Below are 21,678 nucleotides of genomic sequence, written 5' to 3' on the forward strand. Positions count from 1 at the left end.
CCATTACACGGGCAGCAGCTTCATATCGAAGACGCGCTCGAACAGCCATACGGCGGCAATCAGGGCGATGGCGACCGACCCGGTGGTCATCAGCTGGCGGTAGAACCAGGTGCGGCGGGTCAGGAAGGCCAGCGGCAGAAACACCGCCACGATCGCCAGCTGCCCCAGCTCCACGCCCACGTTAAAGCCGGCCAGGCTTAACACCAGGGAGCCTTGCGGCAGTCCCAGGTCGGCCAGCACGCCGGCAAAGCCGAAGCCGTGAATCAGGCCGAACACAAACGCCGCCAATGGCCGCCGTCCGCGAAACAGCGGGTAAACGTTATTCACCGCCGCCAGCAGCACCGACGCTGCAATCGTCGACTCCACCCAGCGCGATGGCAGCGACAGCACCCCCAGGCTGGCCAGCGTCAATGTCAGCGAGTGCGCCAGCGTGAATGCGGTGACCACCTTGAGCACATCGAAAAAGGCGGCCCTCAAGGTCTGCGCCTCCTTCATCGCAATCGGCGCGATCACCGCCGGCAGCAGCAGCGCGAGCAGGAACAGGATGTGGTCGAAGCCGATCCAGATATGCCACACGCCGTGCCGGACGTAATCAAGAAACTGGGCCAACTTGCCGGGCGCGCGCAACGACAGCTCCTGGCGCGCCGCCTCGGGGCTGAAGATGGCCGTCGATGTCGCGCCTTCGTGTTCCAGCTTGACCAGGCCCTTGTGCTGCGGATCGAGGTCGGCGAACAGGCGGTAGCTCACGCCCAGCGCCGCGCCGCCGGCGGGGCAGGTGGCGTGAAAGCGCAGCACCGTGTAGGCACCATCGGTGTGATTGTCGATCAGCTGCTCGCCGGCGACGATGGGGCAGGGCGCCTCGCCGCTGGTCAGCGCCAGGCGCGCCAGCGCATAGGTGGCGATGGCCTCGTGCTGGCTGCGGATTTCATCCCAGGTCAGGTCGCCGTCGCCGTTCTGGTCGAGGTTCAGGGCAAAATCGAGGTCGCGCAGGGCGATGTCCCACTGGCCGCTAATCTGCTGACCGTCGACCTTGAGGGTCAGGTAGCTGTCGCTCGGCTTGTGGGCGCGCGCCGGCGCGGCCACCAGGGCCAGGGTCAGCATAATAAAGGCGATGAAGGCGCGGCCGGTCATGCGCCCGCCTTGATCTGCTTGATCAAACGCGCCACCGCCACATCTTCCAGCGCATGTTTGGCGACCCAGGCGATGACCGGTGCGGCGGCGGCCTTGTCGCCGGCTTTAGCGGCAGCTTCGAGCAGCACGATCATGTCGGCCGATTCCTTTTGCACAGCCCAGTTTTGCTGTGCCAGCGCCAGGGCGGTTCTGGCGTTAGCGCGGATGTGCAGTTCGTAACGCGCCTGTTCGCGCTGGTGGACGGTGTCGCCGCGCCGCATGGCGGCCTCAAACCGCGCCTTGAGTTCGGCATCGGCGTTGCGCAGTGCATCGCCAGTGTCGCCGGTGCCGCGCTGGCGCAGCGCCAGCGCGTGGCGCAGCAGCAGGCCGTCGATACGGGTGTGGTCCTTGACGAGTGCAATCACTTCGGACGCGCGCTGCTGCTCCAGCAAAAAGTCGGTGTAGGCGCCGAGCAGGTAGCTGTCGCGCGCGTCCAGGGCCAGTGCGCGCCTGAAGCGTTCTTCGGCGGCTTTGGCGTCGCCGCGCCGCTGCGCCATTTCGCCGAGCAGGGTCAGGACCCAGACCCGCATGCCGGCGTCGGCTTCCTGGTTGCGGCGCAGGGTCAGATCGAGCAGGGCTTCGCTTTTGGCCGAGCGTCCGGTCATGGTGCCCACGTTCGCCACGCAGGTAATCGTGAGCAGTTCGGTCGACAGCGACGACAGGCGTCCGCAGCTCGCGGTGGCGGCCTCGTAGTCGCCGCGCACGGTCTGCACGATGGCGAGGGTGAGCCAGGCTTGCGGATTGGCCGGGTCGGCGGCGACGATGGCGTCCAGGTCGCGCAGCGCTTCGGCGAAGTGGTGGGTACTTTGGAGCAGGATCGCGCGCAGCAGGCGCACCTCGGGCGGGGGCGCCGCCATCGACCACCACGGCGCCAGCGCGGCCTGGGCATAGCCGAAGTAGCGCGGATCGGTTTCCTGGCGCGCCACCGTGATGTAGCGCTGCGCGGTGCGGGTGGCCAGCGCCAGGTCGCTCGGGCTGGCCGCCAGTTGCGCGCGCAAGGTGGCCAGTTCGCGCTGGACCGGGTCGGCGCGGCGCGGCAGGCGCTCGACCACGGTGCTTGCGCTGGCCGGAATATGCGGCGCGGCCTGCGCCAGCGGCGTCAGGAGCGCGTACGCCAGCAGCGCGGGCGCGGTAAAGCGTGCGAATCGTGTCGGCATGGTGTGTTCTCGGTGCGTGAGAATTTTCTGTTTTTTTGGGCGCGAACTCCGGCCGGAAAGCGGCTTCCCGGCCGGATGGACTGCAACGGCTTACAAGGCCGACGGTTCCGTGTCTTCCGGCGCGGTGCTGGCGATGGCGTCGATGCCGACCGCTTCGCTGTCGTCCGGCATGGCCGCCACGGTCGTCTTCACCGTGGTGAAGAAGGCGTCGGCGACCGGGCCGGTTGGTGGCGGCGCTGGCGTCGGCACCTCCGGCGGCGACGAGGTGTGCGTATCGCTGCCGCAGGCCGCCAGCAACAGCATGGCGCAGATCAGACTGAGTTTTTTCATGGTGCTCTCCTGATGGTGTGATTACTTCTGCGGCGAACCAGGGATCGGCGATTTGAGGTACGGGAAGGCGGTGGTGACCATCGTCTCGTCCAGATACGCGCCATCGGTAAAGCGCAGGGCGCCGGCCGGTGCATCGGTGGGCGCGCAGCCGATGTTGATGGTGCACAGCTTGCCCATGACGACGCGCAGCGCCACGTCGACCACGTCGTCGCCCGGACGGCGGCCGTTCGGGAAGCCGGCGTTGTCGCCGTCAATCACGCCCAGGCGTTTTTGCGCGCCCGGCGCGGTCGGTGCGATCGAGGTATTCAGGCGCAGCATCTCGGACGCGGTGACGGTCTTCGGCTGGTTCACGCCCTTGATCCCGGTCAGGAAGGTCGCGACCAGGTCGTTGCGCGGGAAGTTGGTCGGGGCCTTGGCGCCGGCGCTGCCGTACAGGATCTCGACCAGCGCAGGCAGGGTCGGGTTGGTGACGTAGTCGGCGAACTGGCCGTCGGCCGACGGCTTGCTGTGGTTGAAGCGGTCCTTGTCCTTTAAGCCGATGACGACTTCATTGACCAGTGGCATGCCCAAGCGCGATACCTGGACCCAGGCGCCGCCTTCTTTCGAAACATCGGCGTCGGACTTCGGCGTCGGGTTGATCAGGCGGCCCTGGCGCAGGCTGGCCGTGGTCCAGCCGCCGATGACCGGGTCGCCGGCGCTGGCGTTGAGCAGGCACGAGGTCGGCATTTCCATGCTCAGGGTGGTCACGTTCTTGTTGGCCAGGTCATCCCTGGCGCCTTTTTCGGCGTTGGCGCTGAACTCGACGGCAGGCGCCTTGATGTTGATCAGGTCGAACGTTTCGCCGAGGTTGACGACGAACGGGTCCTTGCGCTGGCCGACGAACAGTCTGGCCGGCGCCGAGCAGCCGGGCACGCTGACGTTGTACATGTGCTGGGCGGCGTAGGCGTCGTAGTTGGCGATCGACTTGTTGCCGATGTTGTCGAGCGGCTTGTCGAAGGTGGTGCCGCCGCCGTCGGCATTGGCGACGGCGGCGCGGGTGCCGCTGCGGCGGTCGCCGCGCACCACGGTAACGCTGAAGGTTTCGCGCACGTTGGCGCCGGCGGCGTTGGCGTCGGCGATCGGGCCGCCATTGATCACGAGCGGAATCGAGACTTTTTTGCCGCCCACGGTCAATTGCGTATCTTTATTGGTATTCTTGAAGCGGAACTGGAAGGTGATGTCTTCCTTGGCGTCGCCATTATTATCGACATGAATTTCGTAGAGCGCGTCCGGGTCCATCATGAAGTAATTCGGGCCGCCGTAGGCATCCTGCAGCGGCACATAATTGGCGATCAGCGTTGTAAAATCGCTGCGGCCAGCCTGGTAACTGCGGAACATGTAGAAGTCGGTGGCATCGACCTTCGGACTGCGCGTAATGAAAGGCGCTTCCCGGTGGCTCGATGCGAATGCCGACGGCGCGAATGCGCAGGCCAGCAGGTTGCCTGCCAGTACCGCGCCGATGGTCGCCCGTAGTCTCATCTGATTCATGTTTCTCTCCTCATTATAGGTTTCACACTGATGTGTATGCGGATATACGCGGCGTTACCATCGCCGGATTCACTTTATGGCAAATAAATTTTTATGAATGCAGTGTTAAGCTGAACCCCATGAACAAAACAACCGAACCATTCCTGGCCGCCACTTTCATCAAAGAAATCGGGCGCGGCAAAAAAGGGGCGCGCAGCATGACGCGCGAAAACGCGCAGGTGCTGTACGGCGCGATGCTCGACGGCAGGGTGTCCGACCTGGAGCTGGGCGGCATTTTGCTGGCGATGCGCATCAAGGGCGAATCGGTGGACGAGATCGCCGGTTTCCTGGATGCGGCCGAGGCTTCCTTTGCGCCGCTGGCGGTGCCGGCCGGGGCGTATGCGCCGGTGCTCGTTCCCAGCTACAACGGTGCGCGCAAGCTGGCCAACCTGACGCCGCTGCTGGCCCTGCTGCTGGCGCGTGAAGGGGTGCCGGTACTGGTGCATGGCGTGACCAGCGATCCGGGCCGGGTGACGAGCTTTGAAATTCTGCGCGAGATGGGGCTCGCGGCGGCGGGTTCGGCAGGCGATGCGCAGGCGGCGTTTTCCGCCGGCAAGCCGGCCTTCATGCCGATCGAGACGCTGGCCCCGAAGATGGCGCAGTTGCTCTCGCTGCGCCGCATCCTGGGCGTGCGCAACTCGACCCATACCCTGGTCAAGATCTTGCAGCCGTTCGCCGGGCCGGCGCTGCGGCTGGTCTCGTACACGCATCCGGAATACCTGGAGATGCTGGGCGAATACTTCACGACCATCGCGCGCGAAGGGCGGGGCGACGCTTTCCTGATGCGCGGCACCGAAGGCGAAACCGTGGCCAACGCCAACCGGGCGCAGCAGATCGACTGGTTCCATGGGCTTGAACGCACCGTGCTGGTGCAGCGCGATGCACCAACGGATGACGTGGCGGAGGGGCCGGCCGAGCGCGACGCGGCCACGACCGCGGCCTGGATTAGCCGTGCGCTGGCGGGCGAGCTGCCTGTGCCGCCATCCATTACCGAACAAGTGGCACAGTGCTTGCTAGTTTCAAAGTCAATACAGGCAAACACAGGTGCGCATCATGGGGAACAAAGGTAAGGTTTATCTGGTTGGGGCGGGGCCGGGGGATCCGGAACTGCTGACCTTGAAGGCGGTGAAGGCGATCGCGGCGGCTGATGTGCTGCTGATGGACGACCTGGTCAATTTGGCGATCCTGGCGCACGCTGCGCCCTCGGCGCGCATCGTCCCCGTGGGCAAGCGCGGCGGCTGCCGTTCCACTTCACAAGAATTCATCGAACGGCTGATGGTGGCCGAGGCGCGGGCCGGGCGGCAAGTGGTGCGGCTCAAGGGCGGCGACCCCTTTATTTTCGGGCGCGGCGGCGAAGAGCGCGCGCACCTGATGGCCGAAGGCGTCGAGGTCGAGGTCATCAACGGCATCAGCAGCGGGCTGGCGGCGCCCTCGTCGATCGGCGTGCCGCTGACGCACCGCGACTGGAGCTCGGGCGCGATCTTCGTGACCGGTCACGAGCGTGGCGACGAGGCGGGCAGTGCCCGCACGCCGGACTGGGCCTTGCTGGCGCAGACCGGGCTGACCCTGGTGATCTACATGGGCGTGGCGCGCTGCCGGCAGATCCAGGCGGCGCTGCTGGCTGGCGGCAAGGCCGGCAGCACGCCGGTGGCCGTGATCCAGTCGGCGACCGGGGCGGGGCAGACGCAACTGCTGACGACCCTGGCCGACCTGGCCGACGACCTTGCCGTGTCCGGCCTGGGCAGTCCCAGCATCATCGTGATCGGCGACGTGGTGCGTTGCGCAGCCAGCCTGAATTTTCCTAACCCGGTGCAGAGTTTCACTCAGCCCGCCAGCTTCAAACTCCTACAACCGGGGTCAGAGCTTTAATCTGCAACATTTTTGTTGCAGATTGGAGCTCTGACCCCGGTTGTAGGGTTTTCTACCGATGGTTCGGACATGTTCGGACACTTGCCTGATACTGCGCGGTTTACAATCACTGTTTTAGTGATTAGCGGAAACCGGCATACGCCATGGCAAAACAATTTGATGTAGCAGTGATCGGCGCGGGTGCGGCCGGGATGATGTGCGCGGCTGTCGCCGCCCAGCGCGGCAAACGGGTGGTCTTGATCGATCATGCGGAGAAACTTGCAGAAAAGATCAGGATTTCTGGCGGTGGGCGTTGTAACTTCACCAATATCAATACGGCGCCGCAGAATTTTTTGTCGGATAACCCCCATTTCTGCAAGAGCGCCTTGTCTCGGTATACCGCTCAGGATTTTCTGACGCTCGTTAAGAAACACCGCATCGGCTATCACGAGAAACATCGCGGCCAGCTGTTTTGTAATGAGTCGGCCGAGCAAATTATCCAGATGCTCAAGGCCGAGTGCGCCAGCGGCGATGTGACCTGGCGCATGCCGTCCAAGGTCGAGTCGCTGGAAAAGACCGCCGAGGGTTTCTTCATCCTCACCGATAGCGGCGAGATCCTGGCTGACAGCGTGGTCATCGCCACCGGCGGCTTGTCGATCCCGAAGATCGGCGCGACCGACTTCGGCTACCGCATCGCGGCCCAGTTCGACCTGAAGATGGTCGAGCCGCGCCCGGGCCTGGTGCCGCTCACGTTCGACGGCCCCAGCTGGGAAGCCTTCGTGCCGCTGGCCGGCATCGCCCTCGAAGTGGAGGTGGAAACCGGCTCCAACAAGGGCAAGGGCAACAAACGCGGCCATTTCCGCGAGGATTTGCTGTTCACCCACCGCGGCCTGTCGGGTCCGGCCATCCTGCAAATTTCCAGTTACTGGCAGCCGGGCACGCCGATCATCGTCAATCTGCTGCCGGAAATGGATGTGGCGCAGGAGTTGATCGACGGCAAGAGCACGCTCAAGAAGCAGCTGGGCAACGTGGTCTCGCAGTGGCTGCCGGCGCGCCTGGCCGAGGGCTTGATCGCGGTGGCCGGCCTGACGCCGGACGCGCGCCTGGCCGATTTGCCCGATGCCAAGCTGCGCAAGCTGGGCGATGCCATCAACCGCTGGGCCATCGTGCCGACCGGCTCGGAAGGCTACCGCAAGGCCGAGGTGACCCTGGGCGGCATCGATACGCGCGAGCTGTCGCAGCAGTCGATGATGGCCAACAAGGTGCCGGGCCTGTATTTCATCGGCGAGGCGGTCGATGTGACCGGCTGGCTGGGCGGTTACAACTTCCAGTGGGCCTGGGCCTCGGGCGTGGCGGCCGGGCAGGCGGTGTAAGCGGCATCGCGGCGGCTGTTGCGAAATAGCAAAAGCAGAATGGCTTGAGCGAAAACCTTCCAAAGCTGTGGAAACGGTGCTATTATCTCGTTCTTCCCTAAATCTAACGGTTTGATTTTTACATGACCACTATTCGCCTTAAAGAAAACGAGCCGTTCGAAGTCGCAATGCGTCGCTTCAAACGCACCATCGAAAAAACGGGTCTGCTGACCGAACTGCGCGCACGCGAGTTCTACGAAAAGCCAACGGCTGAGCGCAAGCGCAAGCTGGCAGCTGCCGTCAAGCGCCACTACAAGCGCATCCGCAGCCAGCAACTGCCTAAGAAATTATTCTAAGACTGTCCAGTCGAACCTGATCCGGTGACGGCCAACAGCCTGTCCGGGTCATTGTTTTTACTGTAGTCGCAGACCCGCTCCGGTTTACCGCAGCGGGTTTTGCTATTTGGTTTTTGCTGTAGTTTAGCTGCTGAATTACCCGATATCTATTAATTATCCATACGAGGATTGCCATGGGCTTGAAAGAACAAATTACCGACGACATGAAAGCGGCGATGCGCGCGAAAGAAGCGGCCAAGCTGGGTACGATCCGCCTGATCCTGGCCGAAATCAAGCGCCGCGAAGTCGATGAGCGCATCGAGCTCGACGATGAGCAAACCCAGGCGATCATCGAAAAAATGATCAAGCAGCGCAAGGATTCGATCAGCCAGTTTGAAAACGGCAACCGCCAGGATCTGGCCGATATCGAAAAAGCCGAGCTGGTCATCCTCGCCGCCTACATGCCTGCCGGCCTGTCGGAAGAAGAAATCGCCGCCGAAGTCGCCGCCGCCGTGACCGCCTCGGGCGCCGCCGGTCCGCAGGACATGGGCAAGGTCATGGGCCTGCTCAAGGCGAAATTGCCAAAAGGCACCGATATGAGCGCCGTTTCCGGCCTGATCAAGAAGGCGCTCGCGCCCGCCTGATCGTCGTACGCGGCGTTCTTGCAGAACGCGGCTTCCCGACGCGGCAAGCCGACTCGCCCGCGTCTTGTCGCAGATCAAATCTGCGGCGGGCGCGGCGGTATAGTCTGACCTGACACAAAGACTGTTCATCGCACGTGATTCCACAATCCTTCCTTACCGATTTGCTCAACCGTATCGACATCGTCGATGTGGTCGGCCGCTACGTCCAGCTGAAGAAGGGCGGAGCGAATTTCATGGGCCTGTGCCCGTTCCACAGCGAAAAATCCCCCAGTTTCACGGTCAGCCCGACCAAGCAGTTTTACCATTGCTTCGGTTGCAGCGCGCACGGCAACGCGGTCGGTTTCCTGATCGAGTATTCCGGCATGGGCTTCATCGATGCCGTCAAGGACCTGGCCCAGGGCGTCGGCATGGTCGTGCCCGATGCGGATGACAAGATTCCGCCGCTGCAACGCGCTGCCAACCAGGCCCAGGCGCTGGCCCTGACCGAAGCCATGACCCAGGCCTGCGATTACTATCGCGGTCAGTTGCGCGGCGCCACGAATGCCATCGCCTACCTGAAAAACCGCGGCCTGACCGGCGAAGTGGCGGCCCGCTTCGGCATGGGCTATGCCCCGTCCGGCTGGGATAACCTGCGCACCGTGTTCCCCGATTACGAGGTGCTGGCGCTGGTCGAGTCCGGCCTGGTGATCGACAAGGTCGACGAGGACGGCGGAAACAAGAAGCGCTATGACCGCTTCCGCGAGCGCATCATGTTCCCGATCCGCAATACCAAGGGCCAGGTGATCGGCTTCGGCGGGCGGGTGCTGGACCAGGGCGAACCGAAATACCTGAATTCCCCCGAAACCCCGCTGTTCCAGAAGGGTCTGGAGCTGTACGGCCTGTACGAGGCGCGCCAGGCCATCCGCGACGCCGGCTACGTGCTGGTGACGGAAGGCTATATGGATGTGGTCGCGCTGGCCCAGCTCGGCTTTCCGCAAGCGGTCGCCACCTTGGGCACGGCCTGCACCAGTACCCACGTGCAAAAGTTGCTGCGCCAGACCGACAGCGTGATTTTCAGTTTCGACGGCGACAAGGCCGGCCGCCGCGCCGCCCGCCGCGCGCTCGAAGCCTGCCTGCCGCAGGTGAGCGACAACAAGATCATCAAATTCCTGTTCTTGCCGTCCGAACACGATCCGGACAGTTTCGTGCGCGAATTCGGCGCCGATGTATTCGAGCAAGAGATTCACGAAGCCATGCCCTTATCGCAGTTTTTGCTGCGCGAAGTGTCGGGCGAGCACGATCTTTCCACGTCGGAAGGGCGCGCCCACGTCCAGTTCGACGCCAAGCCGCTACTGCAATCGATGTCGCCCAGCTCGCTGCGCCTGCAGATCGTACGCGGCCTGGCCAGCATGACCGAGTCGACCCCGGCCGAAATCGAAGCCCTGTTCGAGCTGTCCAAGCCGGTCTCGGTGGCGCGCCGCGCGCCGCCGCGCCAGGGGCGGCCGGAGCCGGTCGGGCTGGAGTTGCAGATTTTGCGCCATCTGGTGGCGCATCCGCCGCTCAGCCTGGAGCTGGACGAGGCGGCCCTGGCCGCATTCAATCATTTCGGCCCGGATGCGGCCGAGCGCTTGTTATATCTGGTCGCTTGCGGCCAGGCATTGGGGCCGAACGGCGGCTTCGCGGCCCTGTCCCAGCATTTGAAGGATACGAGCAACGAATACGACGGCCTGATCGCCGAAATTGCCTCGGAGCCGGAATCGGATATCGACAGCGTGAAATTGTGGCTGGTCGGGGCTGTGAGGGAGATCAAACTTGCGGCGCTTAAACAGGAGCTGACCCAGTTGTTTTCCGCCGGCCTGACCTCAGATCAAGTGGGTGTGCGCTACCGCGAAATCATGGCTGAGCAAAAGCGGCTGGAGGACGAAGGTGGACCGAGTTAGACCCTGCGCAAAGCATGAATTCGGAGGCCCGCACAGGGGGCGTTTGGCACTGGAAAAAGACGGACTGCGTGCTATAATAAAACGATAAGTGTTGTGTTCGCAGAAATTTTTTCGTTGTCCGTAAGTTGTATTTCTTTCAGTGAGTTAGGCTCTTGATCGGCGCAAAGATGGTGGGCGTCGGCGGCCAGGGCCAGCTTTGGTTGCGACGGCAGCGCCGTCGATGGCAAACATCGGTTTGCTTTTCAGCCACACACGGCTCGCGCCTCCAACCGCCGTTGTATGCAGTAGACTACTGCCGAAATCGCGCGGGTCGTGCCCGTAAGGTGATGTAAAGGTGTTAATGAGTGCAGCAATGCCGGAGGGGCCTGCGAAGGCCGGTCCGGGGACGTAGGGCCCAAAAGGCCGGCAACAAACTTTATCTTAATCCACCATAAAGCTAGTCGTTGTGACATCGAAAGCGCCTGTGCCAATCAAGAAACCTGAAACCAAAGCGGCTGATAAGCCAACGAGAATGTCCGCCAAGGCGGACAAAGCGCAAGACAAGGCGGAAACGCGCAGCCCGGGTACGAGCGCGAGCGCGACGCCTGTCGTCAGCCAGACCACCGATGCCGCCGCGCTGGCCGCGATCGACACGTCCGGTTACGTGCTGCCCTCAGTCAAGGTGCCCGGCCGGCGCGGGCGCAAGCCGAAAGAATTCCAGCCCGAGAACGATGAAGTCGCCGCCCTCAACGCGGTCGAGCGGGCCGAGCTGAAAGCGGTCGACAAGGCCAAGGCCAAGGACCGCAAGGCCAAGGAAAAGGCCCTGCTGAAAGACGCGTTCTCGTCGGACACCGAAGCGACCGAAGAAGAACTCGAACGCCGGCGCCAGAAACTCAAGACCCTGATCAAGTTCGGCAAGGAACGCGGTTTCCTCACCTACGCCGAAATCAACGATCACCTGCCCGAAAACATCGTCGATCCGGAAGCGATCGAAGGCATCATCGGCACCTTCAACGACATGGGGATCGCGGTCTACGAGCACGCGCCCGATGCCGAAACCTTGCTGCTGTCCGACAATGTGGCCACCGTCACCAGCGATGACGAAGCCGAGGCTGCGGCCGAAGCGGCGCTGTCGACGGTCGATTCGGACTTCGGCCGCACCACCGACCCGGTGCGCATGTACATGCGCGAGATGGGCTCGGTCGAACTGCTGACGCGCGAAGGCGAGATCGAGATTGCCAAGCGCATCGAAGATGGCCTCAAGGACATGATCCAGGCGATTTCCGCCTGCCCGGTGACGATCGCCGAAATCATTTCCGCCGCGATCCGCATCCAGAACGACGAAATCAAGATCGACGAGATCGTCGACGGCATGGTCGACCCGGACGAGCCGCTCGAACCGGTGGTGGCGCCGGTCGCCGCCGACGACGATGAGGACGAAGAAGAAGCCGACGAGGAAGAAGAGGAAGAGGAAGAGGAAAACAACGCTTCCGGCGCCGCGGGTTTCTCGGCCGAACAGCTCGAAGCGCTGAAAAACCAGGCGCTCGAAAAATTCGACATCATCTCGGTGCAGTTCGACAAGATGCGCAAGGCCTTCGAAAAAGATGGCTACAACTCGAAAGCCTACGTCAAGGCGCAGGAATCGATTTCCAACGAACTGCTCGGCATCCGTTTCACCGCCAAAGTGGTCGAGAAACTGTGCGACACCCTGCGTGGGCAAGTCGATGAAGTGCGCCATATCGAGAAGCAAATCCTGGACGTGGCCGTGAACAAGTGCGGCATGCCGCGCGCCCACTTCATCAAGGTATTCCCTGGCAATGAAACCAATCTGGACTGGGTCGATGGCGAAGTGGGCGCCGGCCATGCGTACTCCGCCATCCTCGGACGCAATATTCCGACGATCAAGGAACTGCAGCAGCGCCTGATCGACCTGCAGGCGCGCGTGGTGCTGCCGCTGCCGGACTTGCGCAACATCAACCGCCAGATGGCGGCCGGTGAAATGAAGGCGCGCAAGGCCAAGCGCGAAATGACCGAGGCCAATTTGCGCCTGGTAATTTCGATCGCCAAGAAGTACACCAACCGCGGCTTGCAATTCCTCGACCTGATCCAGGAAGGCAATATCGGCCTGATGAAAGCCGTGGACAAGTTCGAGTACCGGCGCGGCTATAAATTCTCCACGTATGCGACCTGGTGGATCCGCCAGGCCATCACGCGCTCGATCGCCGACCAGGCGCGCACGATCCGCATTCCCGTGCACATGATCGAAACGATCAACAAGATGAACCGCATTTCGCGCCAGATCTTGCAGGAAACCGGTGCCGAACCCGATCCGGCGACCCTGGCGATCAAGATGGAAATGCCGGAAGATAAGATCCGCAAGATCATGAAGATCGCCAAAGAGCCGATCTCGATGGAAACGCCGATTGGCGACGATGACGATTCCCACTTGGGCGACTTCATCGAAGACAACAATACCCTGGCGCCATCGGACGCGGCGCTGCATGCCTCGATGCGCGGCGTGGTCAAGGATGTGCTCGATTCCCTGACGCCGCGCGAAGCGAAAGTGCTGCGCATGCGTTTCGGCATCGAGATGTCGACCGATCACACCCTGGAAGAAGTGGGCAAGCAGTTCGACGTGACGCGCGAGCGGATTCGCCAGATCGAAGCGAAGGCGCTGCGCAAGCTGCGCCATCCGTCGCGCTCCGACAAGCTCAAGAGCTTCCTGGAAGGTAATTAAGTCTTGACGGGCTGATGCGAAAAGCCATATCCTCTCGCCACTTTGTGACGGGAGGCGCGCTTCCTGGCTTCATCCTCGTTGCGGCGATGTCGGGCGTTTTGCCGGAAACAGCCGGTATTTTGTACAAATTTTGGGCCTGTAGCTCAGTTGGTTAGAGCAGAGGACTCATAATCCTTTGGTCGACGGTTCAAGTCCGTCCGGGCCTACCAAACAGAAGAGGGGGAGCAGCGTGAGCTGCTCCCTTTTTCGTTTCGCCGTCGCCTCGGCGCGTCAATATTGGCGTGGTCATCAGCAGTCATTGAACAAACGCCTCTTTCAGATAGCACCGTGCCCCGATCCTTCCATAAATTTGCGTTCGACGAGCGCAATTGGAGCGCAATTGCGCGCCCGATGCTGTCATCGCGGCCTCCGGAAAACGATGGCGTCCGGAATTTATGAACAGGAGCATCGATTGATCAAGGCATCAATTTCGTTGGCAGCTGAATACGCATCGGTATTTCCGCTGGCAGCATCGGCCCGAGACCCCGTATAGCGTCGAACGGCCACGTCCAGCTGCTTTCGAACCAGGATCCTGAACTCGCGGCCAACCAGCGCTTGGTCTACGATTTCTGACGCGAGGTATTCGAAGGCGGTCACCTTGAACTGGCCGGCAAGTATCTTGACGATGCGTATATCCAGCATAATCCGACCGTGATAATCCGACCGTGCCCGGAGGACGCGAAGGGTTCGTCAATTTCTTCTCCAAGCCACAGCGATGATGTCCAGCACCGGCGTGCTCTTGTACAAGGGACAGCCGCAAAAGCAAGCGGCCTCGGCAATTGAGAACCATCAAAAGCGGGCCGGAGTCGACCGATACACTCGACCATTGAAGCGGCCGGTTTGCACTGCGTGCACGGCGGCATCAGGACCTTTCGCTGCCGCCTTTTTGCGCAGCACTCTCAAGGAGAAACTTCATGAAAACAATACTCTCAACCATCGCCGCTGCCTTCGCCATGGCTTTTGCCAGCGGCGCAGCCTTGGCCCAGCCCACGGTGTCCACCTCTCAAGTGGGTACAGGTAACAGCCTGTACGTGGTGCAGCAGGCCCCGGATTATGAATTCTATGAACTGGCTGCCACGGTCAAGCAGACAGGCAATAACAACGTCGCCGGCGATCCGCTGTCCAAGACCCCCGGCATTTTCCAGATCCGCTCGTACGATGCTTACGCCGAGATCGTGCAAAACGGAAACCAGAACGGGGCGACTATTGCGCAGGACAATATTTACCGCAGCGGCACGAACATCAAGCAAGTCGGCGCCGATAACAAGGCTGCCGTGAAGCAAAAGGATTCCGGCGAAGTGGCCAATAGGGTCGAGCAGATCGGCAATCGCAATCTGGTCAATGTCGATCAGCTTTACGTATTCCCGTTCAGTATCCGCGCCTATCAGAATGGCAATGACAACAACATCACTGCGAAACAGATCAACTCGGGTTTCGGCGGGCCGCTGGTGGAACAGGTCGGCAATCTGAACAAGGTCACGATCGACCAGGATAATGCGCTCTATTCGGGGGTGCAGGTGCAGCAAACCGGCAACGCCAATAACGCCAGCGTCAAACAGAAGGATTCCTATTTCACGCGCGAACAGACCATTATCCAGAAGGGCAATAACAACCTTGCCAGCGCCGACGAGCAAGGCCACGACAATGCCAGCCGGATTGTCCAGACCGGCAATCTGAACAAGGCGACGGTGGTGCAGCGCCTGGACTACAGCCAGTCGCTGATCAGCCAGACGGGTAACAACAATCTCGCGTCCGTTACGCAAAACGGCGGCAATAACCACGAGAAGCCGAATAACGCGTCGATCATTCAGAACGGCAGTGGCTTTGCCGCCACGATTACCCAAAGCGGCAGCGGTAATCAGGCCGGTGTGGTGCAGCAGTAGCAGCGCCAGCAGTAACCCGGGAGCCTGGCCGGACAGGTTCCCGGCCGCACATCGGCGCTTACTCGCCCCGGTTCAGATTGTCCTTCACCCGCAGCAGCAGTTCAAGCAGTACCTGCTGCTGTTCATCGCTCATCCCCCGCACCGCCAGCGCGTTGAGCTTGCCCGCTTCGGCCTGGGCCGCCTGCTGGATGGCCCTGCCGGCATCGGTCAGGGACAGATGCGTGTTGCGCCGGTCGGCCGGGTCGGCAACGCCGTGCAGCAAGCCGCGTTCGCGCAGCGCCGTGATCAGGCGCGCGACCTGGGCCTTGTCGCGCCCGCTATGGCGCGCCAGTTCGCTCTGGGTCGCGCCCGGACGATGGCCGAAAAACGCCAACACCTTCGCCTCCATATGCGTCAGCTCGTGCTGGCCGTCGCGCAGCGCCTGGAATTGCTGCGAGCGGTACTGGTGCATGATCGAATGAATCAGTTCCAGAACGGCATCCCGGCGCGCTTCGCCGGAATGGTTGACATTGTCACTTGATTCGAGGATGATAGGGGACATTGTCAACCAATTGAAAGATAAAGAGATGAGTATAGACGCTCCAGTCAGCCGTGTGCAGCGTGTGCGCCACGAGCTCAAGATTCGCCGGGTCGAGGTGCTGAGCGTGCGCGCCATCGGCAGCCATTTTCGCAGCATTACGTTCGGCGGCGCGGCGCTGCACGATTTTCACAGCGCCTCGTTCGACGACCACATCAAGTTCATTCTCGGCGATGGGCCTGACGCCGCCAAGCGCGATTACACCCCGCGCAGCTTCGATCCGGCCGCGGGCGAACTGGTGATCGAATTCGCGCTGCATGGCGACGGTCCCTGCGCGGCTTGGGCGGCCCAGGCCGCGCCCGGCCAGCAGGTGATCATCGGCGGTCCGAAAGGCTCGCTGATCATCCCGGTCGATTACGAATGGCATTTGCTCGTAGGCGACGAAACCGGCTTGCCGGCCATTGCCCGCCGCCTGGAAGAACTGCCCGCCGGCACCCGCGCCACCGTCATCGTCAAGGTTGACGATGCGGCCGACCGGCGCGCCTTTGCCGGCCAGGCCGAGGTCGACCTGCGCTGGGTGGCCAGCGACGCCGAGCTGCTCGCTGCGGTGCAGGCATGGTCCTTGCCGGCCGACGAGGGCTACGCCTGGTGCGCGGGCGAAGCGGCAAGCATGGCCGCCGTGCGCCATGAACTGGTCGGCGTCAAGGGCCTGGACAAGACCGCCATCCGCGCCGCTGCCTACTGGAAGCGCGGCGGCAGCGGTTTTCACGAAAACCTGGAGTAAGCGTGCGCCGCCGCGCATCTCACGGCGCGGCTGGTTCGCCGTCGGCTGGGGCGTCGAACCAGATGCCGTAGCGGTCGCCTTGCCACGTCAGGAAGTAAAACCAATACGCCGTGACCAGCATGATCAAGCCGCCCGCCAAGGCCGCTTCGCTGACGAAACCGAGCAAGCAAAACAGAAACCCGGTGACGTGCGACACCACTTCGATGCGTTTGACAACGCGCCGGGTGGGGTGCATATGCAGCATGCTGAAACCGAACCAGGAGCGCAGCCACAGCGGCAGCGTGTGCCAGTCGAGCGCATGTTTGTCGATCACGAATGTTTGCTCATTCAGGGTCGCCACCTCCACGTCAAGCACCGCCGCGAGGCATTTGAGCGACTCCACGCTGGCCTTGTGGCCGCTTTCGATGCGCTGGATGGTTCTCGTGCTCAAGCCCGACATCTGGGCCAGCTGTTCTTGCGAGAGATGACGGCTGATACGCAGTTGTTTAAGAATTATCATGGTTCCCGAAGCTGGTGAACCGTGAGTATCGACCGATTTGCGTCGTGTCGGTGACGAAAAGCACCCGACAGCGACCCGACAGGGGCTCGCTTGCCACTATTTCCCCATGTTTTCCTGCGCGCGCAGGACGTGGGCCACCGCCGCCACCGCACGCGCGACGTCGGCGTCGCCAGTCTGCCAGTTGCATACCGATACCCGCATGCAGCGCTTGCCGCGCCACGTCGTGTTGCTGAACAGGGCCTCGCCGCCGGCTAGCACGGCGTTGCTGACCTCATCCGTCCAGCGGTCGTGATCGCCCTGCGTGGCGCCCGGCGCCCGATCGAGAAAGCGCACCAGTCCCTGATTGACCGTCGGATCCCACACAAGTTCCACGCCGGGCAGGGCGGCGATCCCGCTCACGAGCGCGTGTGCCGCCGCGCAACAGCGCTCGATCATGGCGGCGATCCCATCGCGTCCGAGCTCGCGCATGGCGGCATACGCGGCCACGCCGCGCCCGCGCCGCGACCACTCCGGATTCCAGTCCTTGGGCTCGCGCACATGATCGTTGTGGGTCACATAACTTGCCTCGTAGGACATGGCGCGCCGCTGCGCATCCGCATGGGCAATAAAGGCGAAGCCGCTGTCGTAGGGCACGTTGAGCCACTTGTGACCGTCGGTCGCCCAGGAATCGGCATGCGCCACCCCGGCCAGCAGATGGCGGTAGCGCGCGCTGGCGTTGGCCCACAGGCCGAAGGCGCCATCCACGTGCACCCAGGCGCCGTAGCGGTGCGCCAGCGGAATCAGCTCGGCAAAACAATCATAGGCACCGATGTTGAGGTCGCCCGCCTGCAGCACCACGATGACCGGGGCGCCGGCGCTCTCGACCAGCGCCTGTTGCAGGCTTGCCGCCTCGAGCTGGCCGGCCGGGTTGACCGGCAAGCCCCTCACGGCGCCCGCGCCCAGGCCCAGCAGGCGGGCCGCGCGCGCGATGCTGCCGTGGAGCTGGTCCCCGCTCAGGATGCGGATCGCCGGGGCGCCGCCCAGGCCGTCGCGTTCGACATCCCATCCACGGCGCGCCAGCAGCGCATTGCGGGCCGCCGCCAGGGCGGTCGCGTGCGCCATCTGGCAGCCGCTGGTGAGGGCGAAGCTGGCGTCGCGCGGCAGGCCGAGCAAGTCCTTGAGCCAGCTGCCGCAGACTTCTTCGATCACGGTGAGCGCCGGCGCGCAGGCAAAGGTGGCGGCGTTCTGGTCCCAGGCGCTGGTGAGCCAGTCGGCCGCCAGCGCGGCCGGCAAGGCGCCGCCGATCACCCAGCCGAAGAAGCGCCCGCCGGCGCTGCCATTGATCCCGTCGGCCGTGTCGGCGGCCAGTTCGTCGATGACTTGTGCGGCCGGCAGGCCGGCCTCGCCCAGCGGCTTGGACAGCCGGGCGCGCAGGGTGTCGAGGCTGGCGCGGGCGCCCACCGGCTGTTGCTCCAGATGATCGAGATGGGCCAGGGCGTGGCTCAGGGCACGTTCGAGTGCCGGGTGAAACGGGGACATGGTCTTCATGGCGGGTTGCTGCACCTTATTCGATTGGCTGGTCCCGAGCGTAAAGCGGGCATCGGGCGCGCGCAAACGATCTGTTGCCGCTTTTACTATAGCTGGGCTAAAGTGAAGCCATGCATATTCCGCTCCACAGCTTGTATACCTTCTTTGTCGTTTGCCGCGCCGGCAGCATGAAAGAGGCCGCGCGCGAATTGCATGTGACGGCCGGCGCGATCAGCCAGCGCATCCGTGAGCTGGAGTTGCGGCACGGTCAGCGCCTGTTCGAACGCACCCGGACCGGCGTCATGCCGACGGCTGCCGGGGCGGCCTTGTATGCGGATATCCGGGCCGCGTTCCAGCAGATCGAAACCGTGGCGCGCCGCGATCTGCCGGATGACGCTGCGCGGCAACTGGTGGTGAGCGTGATGCCCTCGTTCGCGTCCGGCTGGCTGTTGCCGCGGCTGGGCGATTTTGCCAGGCGCCATCCGGCCGTCTCGCTCTCGATCGACAGCGATGCGCGCGTGGTCGACCTGAAAACCGAGGCGATCGATTTCGCCATCCGGCATGGCCTGGGAAACTATCCCGGACTCGAAGCGCGCTGGTTGATGTCGCCCGCCATGATCGTGGTCGGCGCGCCGGACTTATTGCGGCAGGGGCCGCCGATTCGCTGCCCGGCCGATTGCCTGGCCTACCCGCTGCTGCATGACCGTGAACGCCAGGATTGGACCTTGTGGCTGCAAGCCAGCGGCAGCGCATCGCCCAAGGCGCGGCGCGGACTCTCGTTCAACGACGAGCATATGCTGGTGCGCGCCGCTATCGAAGGACAGGGGCTGGCGCTGGTGCGCGATATTTATGCCGGCGCCGACCTGGAGAAGGGGACCTTGCGCAAGGCGCTCGACGGGCAGTGGCCGACGCAGTTCGGCTACTACCTGGTCGGTTTGCCGGACAGCTTCGCCGCGTCGGGCGGGCGCGCTTTCGTGGACTGGATCCAGGCCGAAGCGGCGCGCGCGCCGGGCCTGCCGTGACGCAGGGCCGGCAATGGCGTTGCTGGCCGCAAGCGGGAGGGGGGCGCGGCAAGTTATCATCGGACTGCTAACCGCGGCCGCTGTCCGGCACGGTCGATATCAACTTCGCGCCGCAGCTGGTCGCATGGCCTTCAAAAGCGACCGGGATGCCGTGGATCAGCACTTTCGGATCGCCCTCGACGATGACGCATGCCCCGTGGCCCGAAATCGGGCAGGAGCAGCGGTCGCCAAGGCGCGCGACCTTGATGCCCAATACCGTGGTCGTCGGGGCGGCGGAGATGACTTTGCCGCCGTGGGTCGTGGGATCGTTCAGGCGAATGACGAGACGCATGGCGGGTCCTCGCGAACAGTGTGCTTGAACTCATTCATTTGGAATAGCCTTGCGAGCCCGGCGTGGCGTCGTGACGCAAGCCCCACCATGGAAGGTAGGCGTTGTTCTCGCCACGCGCACGAAACCATGGCGCGTCCGGATTCAAAGGACGCACCTTCGCCGGCGGGGTGACGAGCACTGCGGTCGTTTCGTCGGCATCGGTCGTGCCCGCGACCAGGACGTGCTTGCCCATGTGATTGGCCATGGCTATGCCGAGCGCAACGTTGGTCAGCGCGGTGCCGGCGCCCATCTCTCCGAGCAAGGCGGGCGTGTTGAAGGTTTGTTTGGCGAAATCGAATTCGACCAGCTCGGTCGTGAAGGTGTGGGCCAGGTTGGCCAGCCGGTCCGAGGATGCCGCATGGGTGTTGTTGGCGTCGTGAATCACGAAGCCGATGTCGGTCGTCGTTTTGCCAGCGTTGATGGCGGCAGTGGACAGCGTCGCTTGCCATGCCTGCACGGCGCGGCTTGGTTTGCCTTGTTGAGCATCGAAGTCGGCGACCTTCTTGCGCGCTGGATAGCTCAGCCATGCGAGGGCGGCGCGTTCGGTGTTGTAGTTGGGACCGGCGAGCACCAGCAGCACCATGTTCTCGTTGATCTGTTCGTCTTTGGGCGGAAAATTCGGGGCGTCCCAATTCATGACCCAGACCGTTTCGTTCGGGTGGGCCTGCAGGTAGTCGAGTCCTGCGGACAGGGAAGTGAAGCCGGCGTTCGGACCGCCCATGGTCACGCGTACGTCTGGTGGAGTGCTGCGCGACCATGTGGTTGGCATATGCACGTTACCGATGGAAAAAGTCTTAATGAGAGTGTCGCGCGTCGTTTCTGCGGCGGTAAGCGGATCGAGCCTGTCGACAGGAAGTGCATATTCCACTCGGATGCCTGCCAGTTCCCGCCAGGTTTTCTTGTCAGTACGCGAGTGCGCATTATAGAAATACTTGGAATTTGAGAAATAGATATCGTGGAAAAGTACAGTCAGCTTATTGACGTATTTATGGTGAAAGCCTTCAAAGGTTTCGCTTCCATTGTTGCCGTTTGCTATTCCTGCAATCGCCTGAAGTGTCGTGTATTTCTTTGGATTAGTCCTGACCATATCATCGTCCTTGTTCGACTGTACTAGCCCTAACGTCCATAGCAACTGCCATTCAGTCGGATAGTCGCGACGTTGCAGCGGATTGAGCCATTGCACGCCAACAACTTGAGCGGCGAAGGGGGAAGTCGGTTTAACGGAGAGCGCTGGCAGGGCATTTCCGGCTGTAGTGTTGGGCTTGGTCGCGCAGGCAGTCGTTAGCGCAAGAACTGCAACGGCGAGTAGAGTAGGTAATACCAGCAATCGGATCATGAGTTCTCCATCGGTTAATTTCTGTGATGAGGCGTTATCCATGTTATAGATGAGCCAGAGAAAAGCACCCACCGCAATGACAAAGGAAAGTACTGCCCAGCTGAGGCATTTTTTGCCGCTCGAAATAAGACCATTCATGAAATTTTTCCTTTCTTGCTTCCGAAAATTTCTCGCTGATCTACAATTTTCGATGGCATCCTGCCGTTGGCTGAGCTTTTTACCCACTGCTCAACCGATTGTTCAATGAACTTCCCGTAACGGAAATAGTCCAAAAATGTACAGTGACTGTCGTTCTCTTCTAATCCGTCAAGATGACGCCAATCCGCAGCCATTCTTAATTTGTACAAATCTTCTTTCTTCAGATGGCAACAACCAATCGCCACGTCATAAGCCAGTGCCTTCTGTGCATGCATCCCATTGGTCATGATCGTCGAGTGATCGGTCGCATGTGCATTGATATTGGCGGCGAGATTGGACTTGATATGTTTTGAGCGCCACGCCTTGTAGTCTTCACTGGCGCCGGCTGGCTCGTCTTCTTCATTTATCGTAACTATTCAGCGTAAGCGCTCCATAAACCCCAGACTTGCTGGCTAATCCGAATTTCCGCATTCTTGCTACTTCGATTTGATACCGGAGCAAGCATGGAAAACACGACCGTTTTTTGGGAGAAGCACGTTGCCGCGAT

At 62.2% G+C, this 21,678-nt stretch carries 21 protein-coding genes and 1 tRNA gene; 11 read left to right on the top strand and 11 right to left on the bottom strand.

Going from position 1 to position 21,678, the window contains the following annotated elements; genetic code table 11:
- Positions 1-3: 3 nt before the first annotated feature.
- The 4 genes from F2P45_RS07555 to F2P45_RS07570 all read right to left on the bottom strand — a co-directional run bounded on the left by F2P45_RS07555 (position 4) and on the right by F2P45_RS07570 (position 4,184).
- Complete coding sequence (locus F2P45_RS07555; RefSeq protein ID WP_166872264.1) at positions 4-1,131, bottom strand: HupE/UreJ family protein; 1,128 nt, start codon at positions 1,129-1,131, stop codon at positions 4-6.
- Positions 1,128-2,327, bottom strand: coding sequence for a tetratricopeptide repeat protein (locus F2P45_RS07560; RefSeq protein WP_166872267.1), 1,200 nt, complete (start codon positions 2,325-2,327; stop codon positions 1,128-1,130). Before F2P45_RS07560 ends, F2P45_RS07555 begins: the two co-directional genes overlap by 4 nt.
- Before the next feature lie 90 nt (positions 2,328-2,417).
- A complete protein-coding gene (locus tag F2P45_RS07565; protein ID WP_166872270.1) occupies positions 2,418-2,657 on the bottom strand; it encodes a hypothetical protein in 240 nt (79 codons plus the stop codon).
- Between the two features lie 21 nt (positions 2,658-2,678).
- On the bottom strand, positions 2,679-4,184 hold the full coding sequence (locus F2P45_RS07570) for a DUF4331 domain-containing protein (RefSeq protein ID WP_166872273.1): 1,506 nt from the start codon (positions 4,182-4,184) through the stop codon (positions 2,679-2,681).
- A gap of 119 nt (positions 4,185-4,303) precedes the next feature.
- Between F2P45_RS07570 and ybiB the strand changes: the two genes are divergently transcribed.
- The 8 genes from ybiB to F2P45_RS07610 all read left to right on the top strand — a co-directional run bounded on the left by ybiB (position 4,304) and on the right by F2P45_RS07610 (position 13,246).
- A complete protein-coding gene (ybiB, locus tag F2P45_RS07575; protein ID WP_166872276.1) occupies positions 4,304-5,293 on the top strand; it encodes a DNA-binding protein YbiB in 990 nt (329 codons plus the stop codon).
- A complete protein-coding gene (gene cobA, locus F2P45_RS07580) occupies positions 5,277-6,092 on the top strand; it encodes a uroporphyrinogen-III C-methyltransferase (protein ID WP_166872280.1) in 816 nt (271 codons plus the stop codon). Before ybiB ends, cobA begins: the two co-directional genes overlap by 17 nt.
- Before the next feature lie 143 nt (positions 6,093-6,235).
- Entirely contained in the window at positions 6,236-7,444 is a 1,209-nt protein-coding gene (locus F2P45_RS07585; RefSeq protein ID WP_166872282.1) for a BaiN/RdsA family NAD(P)/FAD-dependent oxidoreductase, read from the top strand.
- Between the two features lie 122 nt (positions 7,445-7,566).
- On the top strand, positions 7,567-7,779 hold the full coding sequence (gene rpsU, locus F2P45_RS07590) for a 30S ribosomal protein S21 (protein ID WP_008451879.1): 213 nt from the start codon (positions 7,567-7,569) through the stop codon (positions 7,777-7,779).
- A gap of 173 nt (positions 7,780-7,952) precedes the next feature.
- A complete protein-coding gene (locus F2P45_RS07595; protein ID WP_166872285.1) occupies positions 7,953-8,402 on the top strand; it encodes a GatB/YqeY domain-containing protein in 450 nt (149 codons plus the stop codon).
- A gap of 134 nt (positions 8,403-8,536) precedes the next feature.
- A complete protein-coding gene (gene dnaG, locus F2P45_RS07600) occupies positions 8,537-10,321 on the top strand; it encodes a DNA primase (RefSeq protein ID WP_166872288.1) in 1,785 nt (594 codons plus the stop codon).
- Positions 10,322-10,832: 511 nt separating this feature from the next.
- Positions 10,833-13,037, top strand: coding sequence for an RNA polymerase sigma factor RpoD (gene rpoD / locus F2P45_RS07605; protein ID WP_166872291.1), 2,205 nt, complete (start codon positions 10,833-10,835; stop codon positions 13,035-13,037).
- 132 nt (positions 13,038-13,169) lie between these two features.
- Positions 13,170-13,246: transfer RNA gene (locus F2P45_RS07610), tRNA-Ile, on the top strand.
- A 223-nt stretch (positions 13,247-13,469) separates the two neighbouring features.
- Here the strand turns inward: F2P45_RS07610 and F2P45_RS07615 are convergent.
- Positions 13,470-13,718: a hypothetical protein gene (locus tag F2P45_RS07615; RefSeq protein WP_166872294.1), complete on the bottom strand. Its 249-nt coding sequence runs from the start codon at positions 13,716-13,718 to the stop codon at positions 13,470-13,472.
- 272 nt (positions 13,719-13,990) lie between these two features.
- Between F2P45_RS07615 and F2P45_RS07620 the strand changes: the two genes are divergently transcribed.
- Entirely contained in the window at positions 13,991-14,959 is a 969-nt protein-coding gene (locus tag F2P45_RS07620; protein ID WP_166872297.1) for a hypothetical protein, read from the top strand.
- 58 nt (positions 14,960-15,017) lie between these two features.
- Here F2P45_RS07620 and F2P45_RS07625 read toward each other — a convergent pair whose 3' ends face one another.
- Positions 15,018-15,500: a MarR family winged helix-turn-helix transcriptional regulator gene (locus F2P45_RS07625; protein WP_166872300.1), complete on the bottom strand. Its 483-nt coding sequence runs from the start codon at positions 15,498-15,500 to the stop codon at positions 15,018-15,020.
- Positions 15,501-15,525: 25 nt separating this feature from the next.
- Here F2P45_RS07625 and F2P45_RS07630 point away from each other — a divergent pair, with 25 nt between their 5' ends.
- Positions 15,526-16,260, top strand: a complete 735-nt coding sequence (locus tag F2P45_RS07630; RefSeq protein ID WP_166872303.1) for a siderophore-interacting protein — start codon at positions 15,526-15,528, stop codon at positions 16,258-16,260.
- A gap of 19 nt (positions 16,261-16,279) precedes the next feature.
- Here F2P45_RS07630 and F2P45_RS07635 read toward each other — a convergent pair whose 3' ends face one another.
- Both F2P45_RS07635 and F2P45_RS07640 read right to left on the bottom strand, forming a co-directional pair.
- The gene (locus F2P45_RS07635) at positions 16,280-16,759 is read right to left on the bottom strand and encodes a helix-turn-helix domain-containing protein (protein WP_188130106.1); all 480 of its coding nucleotides are present in this window, start codon (positions 16,757-16,759) and stop codon (positions 16,280-16,282) included.
- A gap of 96 nt (positions 16,760-16,855) precedes the next feature.
- Complete coding sequence (locus tag F2P45_RS07640) at positions 16,856-18,286, bottom strand: pyridoxal phosphate-dependent decarboxylase family protein (protein WP_166872306.1); 1,431 nt, start codon at positions 18,284-18,286, stop codon at positions 16,856-16,858.
- Positions 18,287-18,396: 110 nt separating this feature from the next.
- On the opposite strand from F2P45_RS07640, the gene F2P45_RS07645 reads away from it, so the two are divergent.
- Complete coding sequence (locus tag F2P45_RS07645) at positions 18,397-19,287, top strand: LysR substrate-binding domain-containing protein (protein ID WP_166872309.1); 891 nt, start codon at positions 18,397-18,399, stop codon at positions 19,285-19,287.
- A gap of 67 nt (positions 19,288-19,354) precedes the next feature.
- Here F2P45_RS07645 and F2P45_RS07650 read toward each other — a convergent pair whose 3' ends face one another.
- The 3 genes from F2P45_RS07650 to F2P45_RS07660 are packed head-to-tail and all read right to left on the bottom strand — an operon-like array spanning position 19,355 to position 21,418.
- Entirely contained in the window at positions 19,355-19,618 is a 264-nt protein-coding gene (locus tag F2P45_RS07650) for a PAAR domain-containing protein (protein ID WP_166872313.1), read from the bottom strand.
- A gap of 34 nt (positions 19,619-19,652) precedes the next feature.
- Positions 19,653-21,131 (bottom strand): virulence factor, encoded by a 1,479-nt coding sequence (locus F2P45_RS07655; protein ID WP_166872316.1) that lies wholly within the window; start codon positions 21,129-21,131, stop codon positions 19,653-19,655.
- A complete protein-coding gene (locus F2P45_RS07660) occupies positions 21,128-21,418 on the bottom strand; it encodes a hypothetical protein (protein ID WP_166872318.1) in 291 nt (96 codons plus the stop codon). Before F2P45_RS07660 ends, F2P45_RS07655 begins: the two co-directional genes overlap by 4 nt.
- Between the last annotated feature and the right edge of the window lie 260 nt (positions 21,419-21,678).

This window comes from Massilia mucilaginosa (genome assembly GCF_011682145.1).
In the GTDB taxonomy this organism is placed as follows: Bacteria; Pseudomonadota; Gammaproteobacteria; order Burkholderiales; family Burkholderiaceae_D; genus Telluria_A; species Telluria_A mucilaginosa.